16 protein-coding genes are annotated in these 13,582 nt (G+C 69.0%); 3 read left to right on the forward strand and 13 right to left on the reverse strand.

Features of this window, described 5'->3' with window-relative positions:
* Nucleotides 1–25: 25 nt before the first annotated feature.
* Nucleotides 26–247: a hypothetical protein gene (locus tag M9979_RS11470; protein ID WP_254289484.1), complete on the reverse strand. Its 222-nt coding sequence runs from the start codon at nucleotides 245–247 to the stop codon at nucleotides 26–28.
* 290 nt (nucleotides 248–537) lie between these two features.
* Between M9979_RS11470 and M9979_RS11475 the strand changes: the two genes are divergently transcribed.
* Together M9979_RS11475 and M9979_RS11480 are read left to right on the forward strand one after the other, a co-directional pair.
* A complete protein-coding gene (locus M9979_RS11475; RefSeq protein ID WP_254289485.1) occupies nucleotides 538–1,338 on the forward strand; it encodes an aspartyl protease family protein in 801 nt (266 codons plus the stop codon).
* A 76-nt stretch (nucleotides 1,339–1,414) separates the two neighbouring features.
* Nucleotides 1,415–2,473 carry an NAD(P)H-dependent flavin oxidoreductase gene (locus M9979_RS11480; protein WP_340689066.1) on the forward strand — a complete coding sequence of 353 codons (1,059 nt, stop codon included), beginning with the start codon at nucleotides 1,415–1,417 and terminating at the stop codon, nucleotides 2,471–2,473.
* 13 nt (nucleotides 2,474–2,486) lie between these two features.
* Here M9979_RS11480 and M9979_RS11485 read toward each other — a convergent pair whose 3' ends face one another.
* The 7 genes from M9979_RS11485 to M9979_RS11515 all read right to left on the reverse strand — a co-directional run bounded on the left by M9979_RS11485 (nucleotide 2,487) and on the right by M9979_RS11515 (nucleotide 9,035).
* Nucleotides 2,487–3,026, reverse strand: a complete 540-nt coding sequence (locus M9979_RS11485; RefSeq protein WP_254289487.1) for a pseudouridine synthase — start codon at nucleotides 3,024–3,026, stop codon at nucleotides 2,487–2,489.
* 5 nt (nucleotides 3,027–3,031) lie between these two features.
* Nucleotides 3,032–3,736 (reverse strand): phosphocholine cytidylyltransferase family protein, encoded by a 705-nt coding sequence (locus tag M9979_RS11490; protein WP_254289488.1) that lies wholly within the window; start codon nucleotides 3,734–3,736, stop codon nucleotides 3,032–3,034.
* Entirely contained in the window at nucleotides 3,736–4,827 is a 1,092-nt protein-coding gene (locus M9979_RS11495) for an inositol-3-phosphate synthase (RefSeq protein WP_254289489.1), read from the reverse strand. Before M9979_RS11495 ends, M9979_RS11490 begins: the two co-directional genes overlap by 1 nt.
* On the reverse strand, nucleotides 4,824–5,684 hold the full coding sequence (locus tag M9979_RS11500; RefSeq protein WP_254289490.1) for a CDP-alcohol phosphatidyltransferase family protein: 861 nt from the start codon (nucleotides 5,682–5,684) through the stop codon (nucleotides 4,824–4,826). The genes M9979_RS11495 and M9979_RS11500 overlap by 4 nt, the downstream gene beginning before the upstream one ends.
* A gap of 42 nt (nucleotides 5,685–5,726) precedes the next feature.
* Nucleotides 5,727–7,787, reverse strand: coding sequence for an NAD(+) synthase (locus M9979_RS11505; protein ID WP_254289491.1), 2,061 nt, complete (start codon nucleotides 7,785–7,787; stop codon nucleotides 5,727–5,729).
* 202 nt (nucleotides 7,788–7,989) lie between these two features.
* Nucleotides 7,990–8,319 (reverse strand): hypothetical protein, encoded by a 330-nt coding sequence (locus M9979_RS11510; protein ID WP_254289505.1) that lies wholly within the window; start codon nucleotides 8,317–8,319, stop codon nucleotides 7,990–7,992.
* A 29-nt stretch (nucleotides 8,320–8,348) separates the two neighbouring features.
* A complete protein-coding gene (locus tag M9979_RS11515) occupies nucleotides 8,349–9,035 on the reverse strand; it encodes an EI24 domain-containing protein (protein WP_254289492.1) in 687 nt (228 codons plus the stop codon).
* Nucleotides 9,036–9,141: 106 nt separating this feature from the next.
* Between M9979_RS11515 and M9979_RS11520 the strand changes: the two genes are divergently transcribed.
* Nucleotides 9,142–10,137 (forward strand): adenosine kinase, encoded by a 996-nt coding sequence (locus tag M9979_RS11520; protein ID WP_254289493.1) that lies wholly within the window; start codon nucleotides 9,142–9,144, stop codon nucleotides 10,135–10,137.
* A gap of 422 nt (nucleotides 10,138–10,559) precedes the next feature.
* On the opposite strand, the gene M9979_RS11525 is transcribed toward M9979_RS11520, so the two are convergent.
* From M9979_RS11525 to M9979_RS11545, 5 genes are all read right to left on the reverse strand, one after another.
* Nucleotides 10,560–12,095 (reverse strand): amino acid permease, encoded by a 1,536-nt coding sequence (locus M9979_RS11525; RefSeq protein ID WP_254289494.1) that lies wholly within the window; start codon nucleotides 12,093–12,095, stop codon nucleotides 10,560–10,562.
* Nucleotides 12,096–12,187: 92 nt separating this feature from the next.
* Nucleotides 12,188–12,565, reverse strand: a complete 378-nt coding sequence (locus tag M9979_RS11530; RefSeq protein ID WP_254289495.1) for a histidine triad nucleotide-binding protein — start codon at nucleotides 12,563–12,565, stop codon at nucleotides 12,188–12,190.
* A 12-nt stretch (nucleotides 12,566–12,577) separates the two neighbouring features.
* Entirely contained in the window at nucleotides 12,578–12,886 is a 309-nt protein-coding gene (locus M9979_RS11535) for a phosphoribosyl-ATP diphosphatase (RefSeq protein WP_254289496.1), read from the reverse strand.
* A 32-nt stretch (nucleotides 12,887–12,918) separates the two neighbouring features.
* On the reverse strand, nucleotides 12,919–13,080 hold the full coding sequence (locus M9979_RS11540) for a hypothetical protein (protein WP_254289497.1): 162 nt from the start codon (nucleotides 13,078–13,080) through the stop codon (nucleotides 12,919–12,921).
* Nucleotides 13,077–13,445, reverse strand: a complete 369-nt coding sequence (locus M9979_RS11545; RefSeq protein ID WP_254289498.1) for a SpoIIAA family protein — start codon at nucleotides 13,443–13,445, stop codon at nucleotides 13,077–13,079. The genes M9979_RS11540 and M9979_RS11545 overlap by 4 nt, the downstream gene beginning before the upstream one ends.
* Nucleotides 13,446–13,582 lie beyond the last annotated feature (137 nt).

The raw sequence follows: 13,582 nt of genomic DNA on the forward strand, positions 1-13,582 counted from the left end.
CGGGCGTGCCCTCATCCCGCGATCGTCACCGGTGGGCCCGCGCCGCCGCCTTCTGCGCACGCGCCTGCTTGGAATAATAATGGTGCGCCACCGCGCACCCCGCCGCGGCGCCGAGCACGGCATGCCCCTTGCCGACGAAATGCCCACCGACCGCGCCGGCCGCCGCGCCGCGGATGCAGCCCTTCGCCAATGCGGGCGAGGCGGAGGCGATGACGAGGGGGAGGGCGATGAGGGCGGCGATACGCATGGCGGGTATCCTGAGCAGAGGCTGACGAGGGGACATACCCGCGATGCGGATCGTGCGTTCCGTTACAAATTCGTCATGTTCGTCGGGCGTTGTGTCTCGCCGGCATTGCCTGCTGGCGCCATGGTGTGTTATCCGTGTGCATCACCTTGCGTGGGGAGTGACGCATGCGGACGGGATATGGCGGATGTGTCGTCTTGGGTGCGGTGGTCGCCGCGGCCGTGCCGTCGGCCGTTCACGCCCGGCCGGCCGCGGCGGCGGGGGTTCCGCGCGTCTGTGCATTGGCGAAGGATATGCGAGCCAGCGCCCTGTTCAGCGTGCCGTTCCGTGTCGTCGATGGCCGCATCTACGTGGAGGTGAAGGTCGATGGAAAGGGGCCGTTCCCCTTTGCCGTCGATACGGGCGCCGGCGGCATGGGCCGCGCCGATGCCAGCCTCGTCGCCGATCTGGGGCTTGCGCTGACCGGATCGGGCCAGACGTCGGACGGCGTGGCCACCGCCGACGTCCGCACCGTCCGCCTGTCCTCCGTCGAAATCGGCGGCTTCGTCCGCCGCGACCTCGAGGTGGCGACGCGCGATTATAGCGGCAAGCTGACGCGCGAGGCTGCCTTTGCCGGCATCCTCGGGCGGGAGTTCTTCGCCGATGGCCTGCTGGTGATCGACTATCCCGCGCAGCGATTGACCTTCAGCCGCGGCGCGCTGGCACCGGGACAGGAGGGCGTGCTGGCCTACGAACGCCCCTTCCGCGTTCCCGTGACCATCGGCGGGGTCGCCACCGAGGGCAATCTGGATACCGGTGCCAACGTGACCTTCGTGCTGCCCAAGCCGCTGTTCGATCGCGTCGGAGCCGGTGCTGCGATCCGCGAGGCCGGCGCGGGCAAGCTCACCAACACGATCGTCAGGACGGGCAGCGCGACGGTGGCGGGGCCGTTCCGCATCGGGGCTGAGACGCTGGCCGATGTCGAGGTGCGGGTGTCGGATCGCTATCCCGAACTGCTCGTTGGGGCGCATGCGTTGCAGCATTTCAGGCTGCTCATCGACCAGCGATCAAAGAGCGTCGCATTGTGTCCTCCTGCGGCATCGTCACGACGATAGCCGGCCGCCGCCGTTCCCATCGCGGCGCGCAGCTCCCATATGAACGGAATCGTCCATCATGCGGTTGCCTGCGCCCGTGTCCCTGATCGATCGGCTCCAGCTCGATATCCCGCTGATCCAGGCGCCGATGGCCGGCGTGTCGACGCCCGCGCTGGCGGCGGCGGTATGCGAAGCGGGCGGGCTGGGTTCGATCGGCGTCGGCGCGACCGATGCGACGGGTGCACGCGCGATGATCGACGCGGTGCGCAGCCGCACCGGTCGCCCGTTCAACGTCAATCTGTTCGTCCATCGCCGGGCGAAGGCGGATCCGGCGCGGGAGGCGGCGTGGCTCGACTGGCTCGCGCCCCTGTTCGCGAGGTATGACGCGAGCCCGCCGGCAACGCTCGGCGTCATCTACAAGAGCTTCGCCGACGATCCGGATATGCTCGCGATGCTGCTCGATACCGTCCCGCCGGTCGTCAGCTTCCACTTCGGGCTGCCGCCCGGCGAGGTGCTGTCGGCCCTGCGCGCGCGCGGTATCGTCCTGATGGCCACCGCCACCAGCCTCGCCGAGGCGCGCGCGATCGAGGCGGCGGGGATCGACGCGGCCGTCGCGCAGGGGATCGAGGCGGGCGGGCATCGCGGCATGTTCGATCCTGCCGCACCCGACGACGCGCTCGGCACGGCGGTGCTGACCCGGTTGCTGGTCCGGGAAGCAGGATTGCCGGTCGTCGCCGCGGGCGGGATCATGGACGGCGCCGGCATCGCGGCCGCGCTCGATCTGGGGGCGGTCGCCGCGCAGCTCGGCACGGCGTTCGTCGCCTGCCCGGAATCGGCCGCGGACGAAGCCTATCGTGAGGCCTTGGCGGGGCCGGGTGCCTGTCACACGGTGCTGACGTCGCTGATTTCCGGTCGACCGGCGCGCGCGCTCGCCAACCGGTTCACGGCGCTCGGCGATCGGGCTTCCCGGCCTCCGCTGCCCGACTATCCGATCGCCTATGATGCCGGCAAGGCGCTGCACGCCGCGGCCAGGGCGACGGGCGAGCATGGCTTCGGTGCACAATGGGCGGGACAAGGCGCGCCGCTCACCCGCGCCATGCCGGCGGGCGAACTGGTCCGGACGCTGCGCCGCGAACTCGAACTTTGCCGGGCCTGACGACGCCGGCGGGTTACGCCGGTCGCCATTCGCCCGGCGGCAGATCGCCGATCGTCCACTCCCCGATGCTGTGCCGGACGAGGCGGAGCGTCGGGTGGCCTATCGCGGCGGTCATGCGGCGGACCTGGCGGTTGCGGCCTTCGCGGATGGTGAGGCTGAGCCAGCGGTCGGGGATGTTCGCGCGGACGCGGATCGGGGGATCGCGGGGCCAGAGCGGGGGCGGGGCGATGCGTTCGACCTCGGCCGGGCGGGTGGGGCCGTCGCTGAGCTCGACGCCTCGGCGCAGCGCATCGAGCGCGGCGTCGCCGGGGTCGCCCTCCACCTGCACCCAATAGGTCTTGGGCGCCTTGAAGCGGGGGTCGGCGATGCGGGCCTGCAGGCGGCCGTCATCGGTGAGGAGCAGCAGGCCTTCGCTGTCGCGGTCGAGGCGGCCCGCCGGGTAGACGCCGGGCAGGTCGATGAAGTCGGACAGCGTCGGGCGCGCGGTGACTGTGCCGCGGTCGGTGAACTGGCTGAGCACGCCATAGGGCTTGTTGAACAGGATCAGCGTCACGGCCGTCAGGCCGCGAGCTTCGTCATCCAGCCTTCGGCATGCGCGAATGCGGGCGCGTCGTCGACGTCGAGCCAGTCGAGATCGCTGCAATCGACGATTTTCGCCGAGCCCTCGGCGGCGAGCAGGCGGACGCCTTCGGTCAGCGACGGACTGTCGAGCGTCGCCAGCACCTCGAAGAAACGCTGCGAGACGGCGAAGATGCCGGTGTCGTAGCAATCGTGGGGTTCGAGGCCCTTGCCGATGGCGACGATCGCGTCGCCTTGCGTCGCGACGCAGGTGACGTCGAGCGGGTCGACCCAGGCGTGACCCAGACGGCGATCGATGCCGAGGCGCAGACCGGCGCCGGCGCCCGCCTTGGCGAGGCGGCGATAGTGGCGCGGCTGGACGAGGTGATCGCACATCGCGAGCACCGCGCCCTCCATGCCCACCAGCGCCCGCGCGGCGAGCGCGCTGACGCCGTTGGGCTGGTGATAATCGGTCATCACCGTCACCACCTCGAGCGGCCATTGCCGGCCGGCGAGATGCGCGGCGATCGCGTCGGCGCCATAGCCCAGCGAGACGATCGCGCGGGTCAGGCCCGCCGCCGCCATCCCGTCGAGCGCATGGTCGATCAGCGCGCGGCCCGCGACGGGGCAGAGCGGCTTGAACGGCGTGACCGAGCGCAGGCGGGTGCCCTGTCCGGCGGCGAGCAGCAGGCCCGTGCGGATCATCAGGCGGCCTTGATGAAGTCCTCGACCGCGATCTGCGCGAGGTCGTCGGTCATCTGGTTGCGCGGATGCTTGCAGAAATAGGCGGATGCGGGGTCGATGACGCCGGCGATGCCGCGGTCCTTGGCGATCGCGGCGCAGCGGATCATGTCGATCGCGACGCCGGCTGAATTGGGCGAATCCTCGACCGACAGGCGCAGCTCGAGGTTCATCGGCACGCCGCCGAACAGCTGGCCTTCCATGCGCAGGAAGCAGACCTTGTTGTCGTTCTGCCACGGCACGTAATCCGACGGGCCGATGTGGACGTTGTCGTCGTCGAGGCGCTCGGCGGCGACCGACTGCACCGCTTCGGTCTTCGAGATCTTCTTCGATTCGAGCCGGCGGTGGTTCGACATGTTGAGGAAGTCGGTGTTGCCGCCGGTGTTGAGCTGGTAGGTGCGGTCGAGCTTGACGCCGCGCTTGGCGAACAGGTCGGTCAGCACGCGGTGGACGATCGTCGCGCCGAGCTGCGCCTTGATGTCGTCGCCGATGATCGCGACGCCGGCATCCTCGAACTTCTTCGCCCATTCGGGGTTCGACGCGATGAAGACGGGGATGTTGTTGACGAAGGCGACGCCCGCCTCAAGCGCGCATTCGGCGTAGAATTCGGTGGCCTGCTGGCTGCCGACGGGCAGATAGTTCATCAGGACGTCGGTGCCGCTCGCCTTCAGTTCGGCGACGACGTCGGCCTTCGACGGCTGCGTGTCGTTGGCGACGACGAAGGTGCGGTCGTCCTTGTAGTCGGCCATATGGTCGGCGACGCCGTCGAGCACCGCGCCCATCTTCACGATGGTGCCGGTCTGCGGCAGGTTGGCGGCGAAGACGGCGGTGCAATTGGGCTTGGCGAAGACCGCCTCGGCGACGTCCTTGCCGACTTTCCGCGCATCGACGTCCCAGGCGGCGACGACCTTGATGTCGGAAGGCTTATAGCCGCCCAGTTCCCAATGCATCAGGCCGACGAGATCGTTGGCGCCTTCGCGATAATGCTCCAGCCCCTGGACGAGCGAGCTCGCGCAGTTGCCGATGCCGACGATGGCGATGTTGATGCTCTTCATGAATGACCCTGTTCGCTTGAAAGTAGAATGGATTGCGGCATGGCGCCGTGAACGAAACGGCGCTCGACGCGCCGGTGAAGGAAGAGGCCGGTCGCGCAGACGAATGTGAGTGGTACGATCTCGAACCACCAAAAGACGCGCGGATCGCCGATGAGACAGGCGATGCAGATCGCCCAGACGCGGACGTTGGCGGTGAGCAGCGACTGCAGCCGCATCACCGGCACCGCGGCGGCGGCATAGGCATGCGCGAAGGTGTCGCGATCCTCCGCCGCGCCGAAGCGACGCTCGAACGGCATCGTGATGCGATCGACCGAGCCCGCGACGCCGTCGTACAGGCGGACGAGGATCATGCCGGTCGGCACCGGCACCGCGGCGAGCGGCGTGCCCCGGGTGCGGCGGTGGAAGCGGGCACGCTCGCCCTCGTACAGGCTCGACTGCACGGCATGCGCCGCGGCGGCGGTGAGCGCGAGCACCCAGCCTTCGACCGTGCCGACCGTCCAGGCGAGCGAGAGGTAGAGCAACGCGAAGACGCCGTGGTCGCACAGCCCGTCGAGCGTGCGGCCGAGCGCGCTGGCGGTTCGGGTCGCGCGCGCGATCATGCCGTCGAGCCCGTCGGCGACCAGCCAAGCGACCGAGAAGACCAGGCCGACCAGCGCCATCGCCGGATGGTGCCAGTTGGCATAAGCGATTGCCGCCACGGTCCCGCATCCCAGCCCGATCAGCGACACCGCATTCGCCGACACCCCATGCCGCAGGGCATAGGGGAGCAAGGCGTGCGACGCGGGGTGGATCAGGTAGAGATTGGATGGGTCCTCGATCCGGCGATCGCGCGAGCCATCCCGGGGAGGCGGTGTCATCAGGCGTTCATATTGCGCCCGTACGGACGCAAACGCAAGAATCTACGACAGGTTCTCCGGCACGTTTCGCCGCATCTCGTCCAGCCAGACGGTCGCCGTACCGTCCGACGGCGCGCGCCAGTCGCCGCGCGGGCTCAATGCGCCGCCCGCCGACACCTTCGGCCCGTTGGGGATCGCCGAGCGCTTGAACTGGCTCGTCCGGAAGAAGCGGACGAGGAAGCGTTCCAGCCATTGGCGGATCGTCGGCAGGTCGTAGGCGACGCGCGCATCGGCGGGGAAGTCCTCCGGCCATTGCCCCGCCGCCGCGTCGCGCCACGCATGCCAGGCGAGAAAGGCGATCTTCGACGGCGCGAGGCCGTGGCGGACGACGTAATGCGCGAAGAAGTCGTTGAGCGCGTAAGGGCCGATCATCGATTCGGTGCTCTGCATCGCGCCCGTCATCGCGTCGGCGGGGACGAGCTCGGGCGAGATCTCCTGCGCCAGGATGGTGGCGAGGATGGCGTCGGTCGCCGCGTCATATTGATCGGTCCTGATGCACCAGCGGATCAGGAACTGGATCAGCGTCTTCGGCACGCCGGCGTTGACCGCATAATGGCTCATCTGGTCGCCGACGCCATAGGTGCACCAGCCCAGCGCCAGCTCGCTGAGGTCGCCGGTGCCGAGCACGATGCCACCGCGCTGGTTGGCGAGTCGGAACAGATAGTCGGTGCGCAGGCCCGCCTGCACGTTCTCGAAGGTGACGTCGTAGACCGGTTCGCCGGCGGCGAAGGGGTGGCCCATGTCGGCGAGCATCTGGCGCGCGGCGGGGCGGATGTCGATCTCGTCGGCGGTGCAGCCGAGCGCGCGCATCAGCGCCCAGGCGTTGGCTTTGGTCGTGTCGCCGGTGGCGAAGCCGGGCATGGTGAAGCCGAGGATGTCGGATCGCGGGCGGCCGAGCCGGTCCATCGCCTTGGCCGCGACGATCAGCGCGTGCGTCGAGTCGAGGCCGCCGGAGACGCCGATGACGAGCGTCTTCGATCCGGTCGCGGCGAATCGCTTGGCGAGCGCCGCGACCTGGATGTTGAAGGCTTCGTAGCAATCGGCGTCGCGGCGCGCGGGATCGTCGGGGACGAAGGGGAAGCGGCGGATGCGGCGTTCGAGCCCGGTGTCGGCCAGCGCGGGCCGGTGGGTGAAGACGATGCGGCGAAAGCGCGTCTCGGGATCGCCGGCGGCGATCGCGGCGTCGTTGAACGTGCCGGTGCGCAGCCGTTCCTGCATCAGCCGCTCGAGGTCGATGTCGGCGACGACCAGCTCGGGTTCGGGCGCGAAGCGGTGCGATTCGGCGAGCAGTTCGCCGAGTTCGTAGATCAGCCCCTGCCCGTCCCAGGCGAGATCGGTGGTGCTCTCGCCCGGCCCGGCGGCGGAATAGACATAGGCGCAAGTCCCGCGGGCGGATTGCGCGGCGGCGAGCAGCATCCGCTCGCGCGCTTTGCCGATGACGATGTTGGACGCGCTGAGGTTGCAGCAGACGAGCGCGCCGGCGAGCGCACCCGCGGTCGAGGGCGGGGTGGGCGCCCAATAATCCTCGCAGATCTCGGCATGGACGACGAAGCCGGGCAAATCGTCGGCGGCGAAGATCAGGTCGGTGCCGAAGGGCACGTCCTCGTCGCCCAGCCGGATGGTCAGGCCGGTCAGGCCGGCGCCGGGGGCGAACCAGCGTTTTTCGTAATATTCGCGATAGTTGGGCAGGAAGCTCTTGGGCACGACGCCGAGGATGCGGCCGCGGTGAAGTGCGACCGCGGTGTTGTAGAGCCGACCGTTGCGGACCAGCGCGGCACCGACGAGGAGCAGGGGGGCGAAGGCGGCGGTTGCCTGCGCGACCTCGATCACCGCGGCCATGCTCGCCTGCTGCTGTGCGCTTTGCAGGTGGAGGTCGTCGATCGCGTAGGAAGTGAGGTTCAGTTCGGGGAAGACGACGCAATCGACCCCGCGCGCGTCGGCGTCGCGTGCCATGGCGACGGTCGCGGCGACGTTGGCGGCGATATCGCCGACGCTGGCGAGCGGCGTCGCGGCGGCGACGCGGACCATCTGGTGGCGGTGGATCGAGCGGAACGGGTGCGTCATCGCGGCCGTGCTACCGCGGATGGCGGGGAGGGGCCAGATGGCACAGGTGCTTCGTCTTCCCATAACCACCGTCATCCCCGCGAAGGCGGGGATCCATACCACTAAGGTTTGGGATGGAGCCGATCGGTCAGCCAGTATGGATTCCCGCCTTCGCGGGAATGACGAATTCAGGAGAGCAGGGGTAAAGGCCGAACCGGAAGCCTTACTTCCCCCCGTCGCGCCGGGTCAGCGCGGCGACGCAGCTGGCGCGGTCGATGGCGCTGCCGTCGGGTTCGCGCGCGTCGAGATAGGTGACGTGGGGCGGCTCGGCCCCCTTGGGGTAGAGATAGGCGTCGAGGACGCAGATCGGGCCGGCGAACTGGAGCTTGCGCGCGGTGCCTTCGCGGATGTCGGCGTCGGGCTGGCCGAACAGGCGGGTGAGGCCCGCAGCGTCCTGGCCGATCACGCGTTCGAGGCCGGCGCTGGTATAGGGTACGACGGTGCGCCCGACCGGCGGCGCGACGACGCCGGGGGCGGCGCAGGCGCTCGCCATAAGCGCCAAAGCGAGTGCTGCCGCGATCCTCACACCGTCTTCCCCCGTTTCGACGCATGGAACAGGTGCGTCGCCATCGCCGCGCCGAGGATCGGTGCGAGCAGATTGAGGACCGGAACCACGAACAGCCCGGTCGCGGCAAGGCCCAGCGCGAACCGCCACCCGCGCGTCGCCGTGCGCCAGCCCCGCATCGTCGCATCGTCCATATGCCGGCTCGCCACCATGTCGCCGAGGTCGCGGCCGAGCAGCAGCGCGTTGACGAGGAAGAAGGCGATCGCCGGTCCAACGGCGGTGAACAGCAGCACGAGATAGACCGGCGCCATCGCGAGGTTGATCGCCACCGCGCGTGCCGCCGAACCGAGCGCCATGCGGCCCGAGCGCGCGAACCCGACGTCGCGCGCGGCGGCATGCGCGGCGGGATAATGGCGCGCCTCGACCGCCGCGACGATGGCGTCGCCGAACAGGCCGATCACCGCGATCGCGACGACGCGGAACAATAGCCAGGCGGCGAGCACGAACAGCACGACCGTCATCGCCCCCGCCAGCCCGTCGCCCCATGTCGCGCCGAGATCGGCGAAGGCGCGATGGAGCAGCGCGAACAGCGCAGCGCCCAGTGCGACGAAGATCGCCAGCGTCACCGCAAGCGATTTGGCGAGCACCTTGAGGATCGCGGCATCGCCCAATTGGGCAACGGACAGGGACAGCGCGCGCAGCATGGCGGCTGGGGTGGCGGCTGGCGACGCGCGCGTCAACCGGACGCTACGTTGCGCGGGAGCCGCACCCCCTCTAGGGGACGGCTTTGTTTCTTGCGGAGCTTCCCCTTTGTCCCAGCCCCAATATGACGTGGTCGCGATCGGCAATGCGATCGTCGACATCCTCGCGCAGGCCGACGACGCCTTCATCGAATCGATCGGCGTCGCCAAGGGGTCGATGCAGCTGATGTTCTCGCCCGAGGACGCCGACGCGCTTTATGCCAAGATGGGCCCGGGGCGCGAGGTGTCGGGCGGATCGGCGGCGAATACCGTGGCCGGCATCGCGGCGCTGGGCGGGCGCACCGCCTTCATCGGCCAGGTCGCCGACGACCAGCTGGGCGAGGTGTTCGCGCACGATATCCGTGCCGCCGGCGTCGACTTCGCCACCGCGGCGCGGCCGGGCCAGCCGACCACGGCGCGCTGCCTGATCTTCGTGACGCCCGACGGACAGCGAACGATGAACACCTATCTCGGCGCGTCGCAGTTCCTGCCCGCGGGCGCGCTCGACCTGTCGGTGATCGAGGATGCGGCGATCCTGTACCTCGAAGGCTATCTGTGGGACCCCGAAGAGCCACGCGCCGCGATGCGGGCGGCGATCGAGGCGGCGCGGAAAGCGGGGCGCAAGGTCGCCTTCACGCTGTCCGACGTGTTCTGCATCGGCCGCCACGGCGGCGATTTCCGCAGCCTGATCGCCGACGGGCTGATCGACATCCTGTTCGCCAACGAGAGCGAACTGACCGCGCTCGCCGAGACCGAGGATTTCGAGGCGGCGGTGGCGAAGCTGTCGGCGCAGGTGCCAACTTTGGTGGTGACGCGCGGCGCGTCGGGCGCGTGCGCGATCCAGAACGGCAGCCGCGCCGAAGTGACCGCGGAGCCGATCGCGCAGGTCGTCGATACGACGGGCGCGGGCGACCTGTTCGCCGCCGGTTTCCTCCACGGTCAGGCGCAGGGGAGGGGGCTGGAGGAATCGCTCAAGCTCGGCGCGATCTGCGCGGCGGAGATCATCAGCCACTTCGGCGCCCGCCCCAACGTCGACATGCAGGCGCTGGTGGCGTCCAAGCTCTGACCCCTGCCTCCCTCTCCCGGCGGGAGAGGGAGAAGACGGCACAGCCGTCGCGAGGGTGAGGGCAGGGCGGTCTTGCGCGCAGAGGCGCAGAGGACGCAGAAGCGTTACGCTCGCCGCGCATGCGGCACTCTGCCTCGCTGTTTGAAAGGGCGTCGATGGTGTCGAAGGACCGACATCTCTGCGTCCTCTGCGCCTCTGCGCGCTAAAATGATTCACGCGAAGACGCGAAGACGCGAAGAGGGCGTGCCTGCTGGTAAGACAGGCGTTTATCACGGTCATTGATGAGGGAGGGGCATTCGCCCCGGGCGCTACCTCTTCGCGTCTTCGCGTCTTCGCGTGAATAAAAACTCGCGCCTTCGCGTCGATCCAAAAAAAGGCCGGAGGAGCGATCCTCCGGCCTCATGTTCATCCGATCGCCGAACTCAATGCAGCGGCTTGGCGATTTCCGGCTGCATCGCGGGGTCATCGACCACGTCGGTGATGCCGCGACCGACGTATGACCGGCTGCGGCTGTAGCCGAAGTAGATCAGCAGGCCGATCAGTCCCCAGCCCGGCAGGACCAGGATCGCCAGCAGCGGCAGCGAGAAATAGAGGTAGAGGCAGCCGAGGATCGCGGCCGGCGCGACCAGCCAGATCAGCGGCGTGCGGAACGGACGGCGGCGATCCGGATCGACCTTGCGCAGCACCAGCACCGAAATCGCCACCATCATGAACGCGAACAGCGTCCCCGAGTTGGAATAATCGGCGAGCTTGCCGACCGGCAGGAAGGCGGCGGCGAGCGTGGTCGCGATGCCGGTGACGATCGTCACGACGTGCGGCGTGCGATACTTGGGGTGGACCGCGGCGAGCTTGGTCGGCAGCAGGCCGTCGCGTGCCATCGTGAAGAACACGCGGGTCTGGCCGAACATCATCATCAGCACCACCGAAGGCAGCGCCAGCGTCGCGGCGAGGCCGATCAGATTGCCGATCTGCACCCAGCCGATCGTCCGCAGCACGTGAGCGAGCGCCTCACGCGAGCAGGACAGCGGCTCCAATGCGCCACCGGCGACGATCGCGCGGCAGCGATCGGCGAGTTCCGACGTGCCCGGCGCCAGCAGCGTGCCAGCCGCATCGCGCACCGGCTGCGCACCGAGCGGCGAACCGATCGCACCCGCCGAGACGAGCAGGTAGAAGATGGTGCAGAAACCGAGGCTCGCGATAAGCCCGATCGGCACGTTGCGCTGCGGGTTCTTGGTCTCTTCCGCCGCGGTCGAGACCGCATCGAAGCCGACGTAGGCGAAGAAGATCGACGCCGCGGCGCCGGCGACGCCGGTGAAGCCGGTCGGCATCAGCGGTTCGAAATGGTCCATGTTCATCACCGGCAGCGACAGCGCGATGAACAGCGTCAGCGCCGCGACCTTGATGCACACGAGGATCGCATTGACCCGTGCGCTTTCCGTGGTGCCGATGACCAGCAGCCAGGTGACGAGGCCGGAGATGATGACCGCGGGCAGATTGATGTAGCCGCCGGCCGAGGGTCCGTTGACCCATTCCATCGGCACCTCGATGCCCAACAGGTTGCGCAGCTGCCCGACCATATAGCCCGACCAGCCGACCGCGACCGCGGAGGCGCCGACCGCATATTCGAGGATCAGCGCCCAGCCGACCATCCAGGCCAGAAGCTCGCCCATGACGGCATACGTGTAGGTGTAGGCGGAGCCGGCGACCGGCACCATCGAGGCGAGCTCGGAATAGCAGAGCGCCGCGACCGCACAGACGAAGCCGGCGATAATGAACGAGATCATCATGCCCGGTCCCGCCTTTTGCGCGGCTTCGGAGGTGAGGACGAAGATGCCGGTGCCGATGACGGCGCCGATTCCCAGCATGGTCAGCTGGAACGCGCCGAGCGAGCGGTGCAGTCCCCGCTTTTCGGCCGTGGCGAGAATGGCGTCGAGTGATTTGACGCGCCCGAATATCATGTAGCGTATCCCCCCAGATGCGTACGGTCCTGAACGCGCCGCCGCATGGTGAAGCCGGGGATGCTAGTCACAAATGAAACGGAGGCAATCCCCTATGTGGCGAGCATCGGCCCCAGCGACCTGCCGCCGAACAGGTGGACGTGGAGGTGCGGCACCTCCTGCCCGCCATGGCCGCCGACATTGGCGAGCAGGCGGTAGCCGGGGGCGACGAGGCCGTGCTCCCGCGCGACATGGCCGACCGCGCGGACGAAGCCGGCGATCTCCGCCTCCGACCCATGCGCGCTGAAATCGTTCCACGAGACGTAAGCGCCGCGCGGGATCACCAGGATATGGACCGGCGCGTGCGGTGCGATGTCGTGGAAGGCGACGGCGTAATCGTCTTCGTACACCCGGCGCGAGGGGATCTCGTCGCGCAGGATCTTCGCGAAGACGTTCTGGTCGTCATAGGGCTGGGTGGCATCGATCGGCATCGGGCGGGTCCTTCAGCGGGCGGCTTTTTCGGCATGGCCCGATACGCCCTCGCGGCGGGCCAGTTCGGCTCGGACGTCGTTGAGGCCCAGACCGGCGTCGGCGAGCAGGACGAGCAGGTGGAAGACGAGGTCGGCGGCCTCCGACGCGAGCTTGTCCGGCTGGGCGAGCGCGGCGATCACCGTCTCGGTCGCTTCCTCGCCGACCTTCTGCGCGATGGCGGGCCGGCCCTTCGCGAAGAGGCTGGCGACATACGAGATCGCGCCGTCCGCTGCGTCGCGGCGGGCGCGGATGGTGGCTTCCAGGCGGTCGAGCGGGTCCATGGCCCCCGCTTGGCGCGGGAGGGCGGGCGGGGTCAATCCTTCTTGGTCAACCGCCGCCGCATCGCGCGCCGCACCAGCCACACGCCGAGACCCGCAACGACGAACAGCGCGAGGTCGGACACTTCGGGTCCGGTCCTGCGATGGACCACGCCGCTGTGACCGCCGGCGACCGACAGGGCTTGCAGCGCGATCACGCCGCGATGCTCGCGTCGGCGGTCAGCCAGTCGCGCGCCGTCGCGGCGCATTCGAAGATGCGCAGATAGGGCTGGGTCATGAAGCGGCGGACCTGTAACCGGGTGATCGCGCTGGTGGTGACGATCGCGATCCGGCTGGCGCGGGGGAAATTCCCGAGCCGCCGGTTGATCGCCGCCGCCGCCTCGACCGGCTGGACGGTGCAGCCGGACATGTCCATCAAAAGGCGATAGCCGGGCGCGAACCCCTCTTCGCGAAAGCGCCGGTGCAGTTCGGCGGCATAGGCATCCACGCTCGGTCCGTCGAACAATCCGGTCCAGCGGATATCGATCAGGTCCCGGTCGGGGCGAAAGGCGATCGTGTACATGGCCGCACCTTGTGCCAGCCAAGCGTTGCCGAAGCCCTAAGAGTCTGTTTGGAAATGCGCTGCAGGCGCATTTCGGCGGTGCCGGCCCGCTCCCCCGCCCGGCCGCCCACACGGTATCCTGATGGGCGGCCGGGCGG

Origin of the sequence: Sphingomonas liriopis (assembly GCF_024211255.1) — a bacterium.
Lineage (GTDB): Bacteria > Pseudomonadota > Alphaproteobacteria > Sphingomonadales > Sphingomonadaceae > Sphingomonas > Sphingomonas liriopis.

Coding starts and splice junctions, on each gene's coding strand:
- M9979_RS11470 (WP_254289484.1), bottom strand. CDS start 247: ATGCGTATCGCCGCCCTCATCGCCCTCCCCCTCGTCATCGCCTCCGCC.
- M9979_RS11475 (WP_254289485.1), top strand. CDS start 538: ATGCGAGCCAGCGCCCTGTTCAGCGTGCCGTTCCGTGTCGTCGATGGC.
- M9979_RS11490 (WP_254289488.1), bottom strand. CDS start 3,736: ATGATCCGCACGGGCCTGCTGCTCGCCGCCGGACAGGGCACCCGCCTG.
- M9979_RS11495 (WP_254289489.1), bottom strand. CDS start 4,827: ATGAAGAGCATCAACATCGCCATCGTCGGCATCGGCAACTGCGCGAGC.
- M9979_RS11500 (WP_254289490.1), bottom strand. CDS start 5,684: ATGACACCGCCTCCCCGGGATGGCTCGCGCGATCGCCGGATCGAGGAC.
- M9979_RS11505 (WP_254289491.1), bottom strand. CDS start 7,787: ATGACGCACCCGTTCCGCTCGATCCACCGCCACCAGATGGTCCGCGTC.
- M9979_RS11510 (WP_254289505.1), bottom strand. CDS start 8,319: ATGGCGAGCGCCTGCGCCGCCCCCGGCGTCGTCGCGCCGCCGGTCGGG.
- M9979_RS11515 (WP_254289492.1), bottom strand. CDS start 9,035: ATGCTGCGCGCGCTGTCCCTGTCCGTTGCCCAATTGGGCGATGCCGCG.
- M9979_RS11525 (WP_254289494.1), bottom strand. CDS start 12,095: ATGATATTCGGGCGCGTCAAATCACTCGACGCCATTCTCGCCACGGCC.
- M9979_RS11530 (WP_254289495.1), bottom strand. CDS start 12,565: ATGCCGATCGATGCCACCCAGCCCTATGACGACCAGAACGTCTTCGCG.
- M9979_RS11535 (WP_254289496.1), bottom strand. CDS start 12,886: ATGGACCCGCTCGACCGCCTGGAAGCCACCATCCGCGCCCGCCGCGAC.
- M9979_RS11545 (WP_254289498.1), bottom strand. CDS start 13,445: ATGTACACGATCGCCTTTCGCCCCGACCGGGACCTGATCGATATCCGC.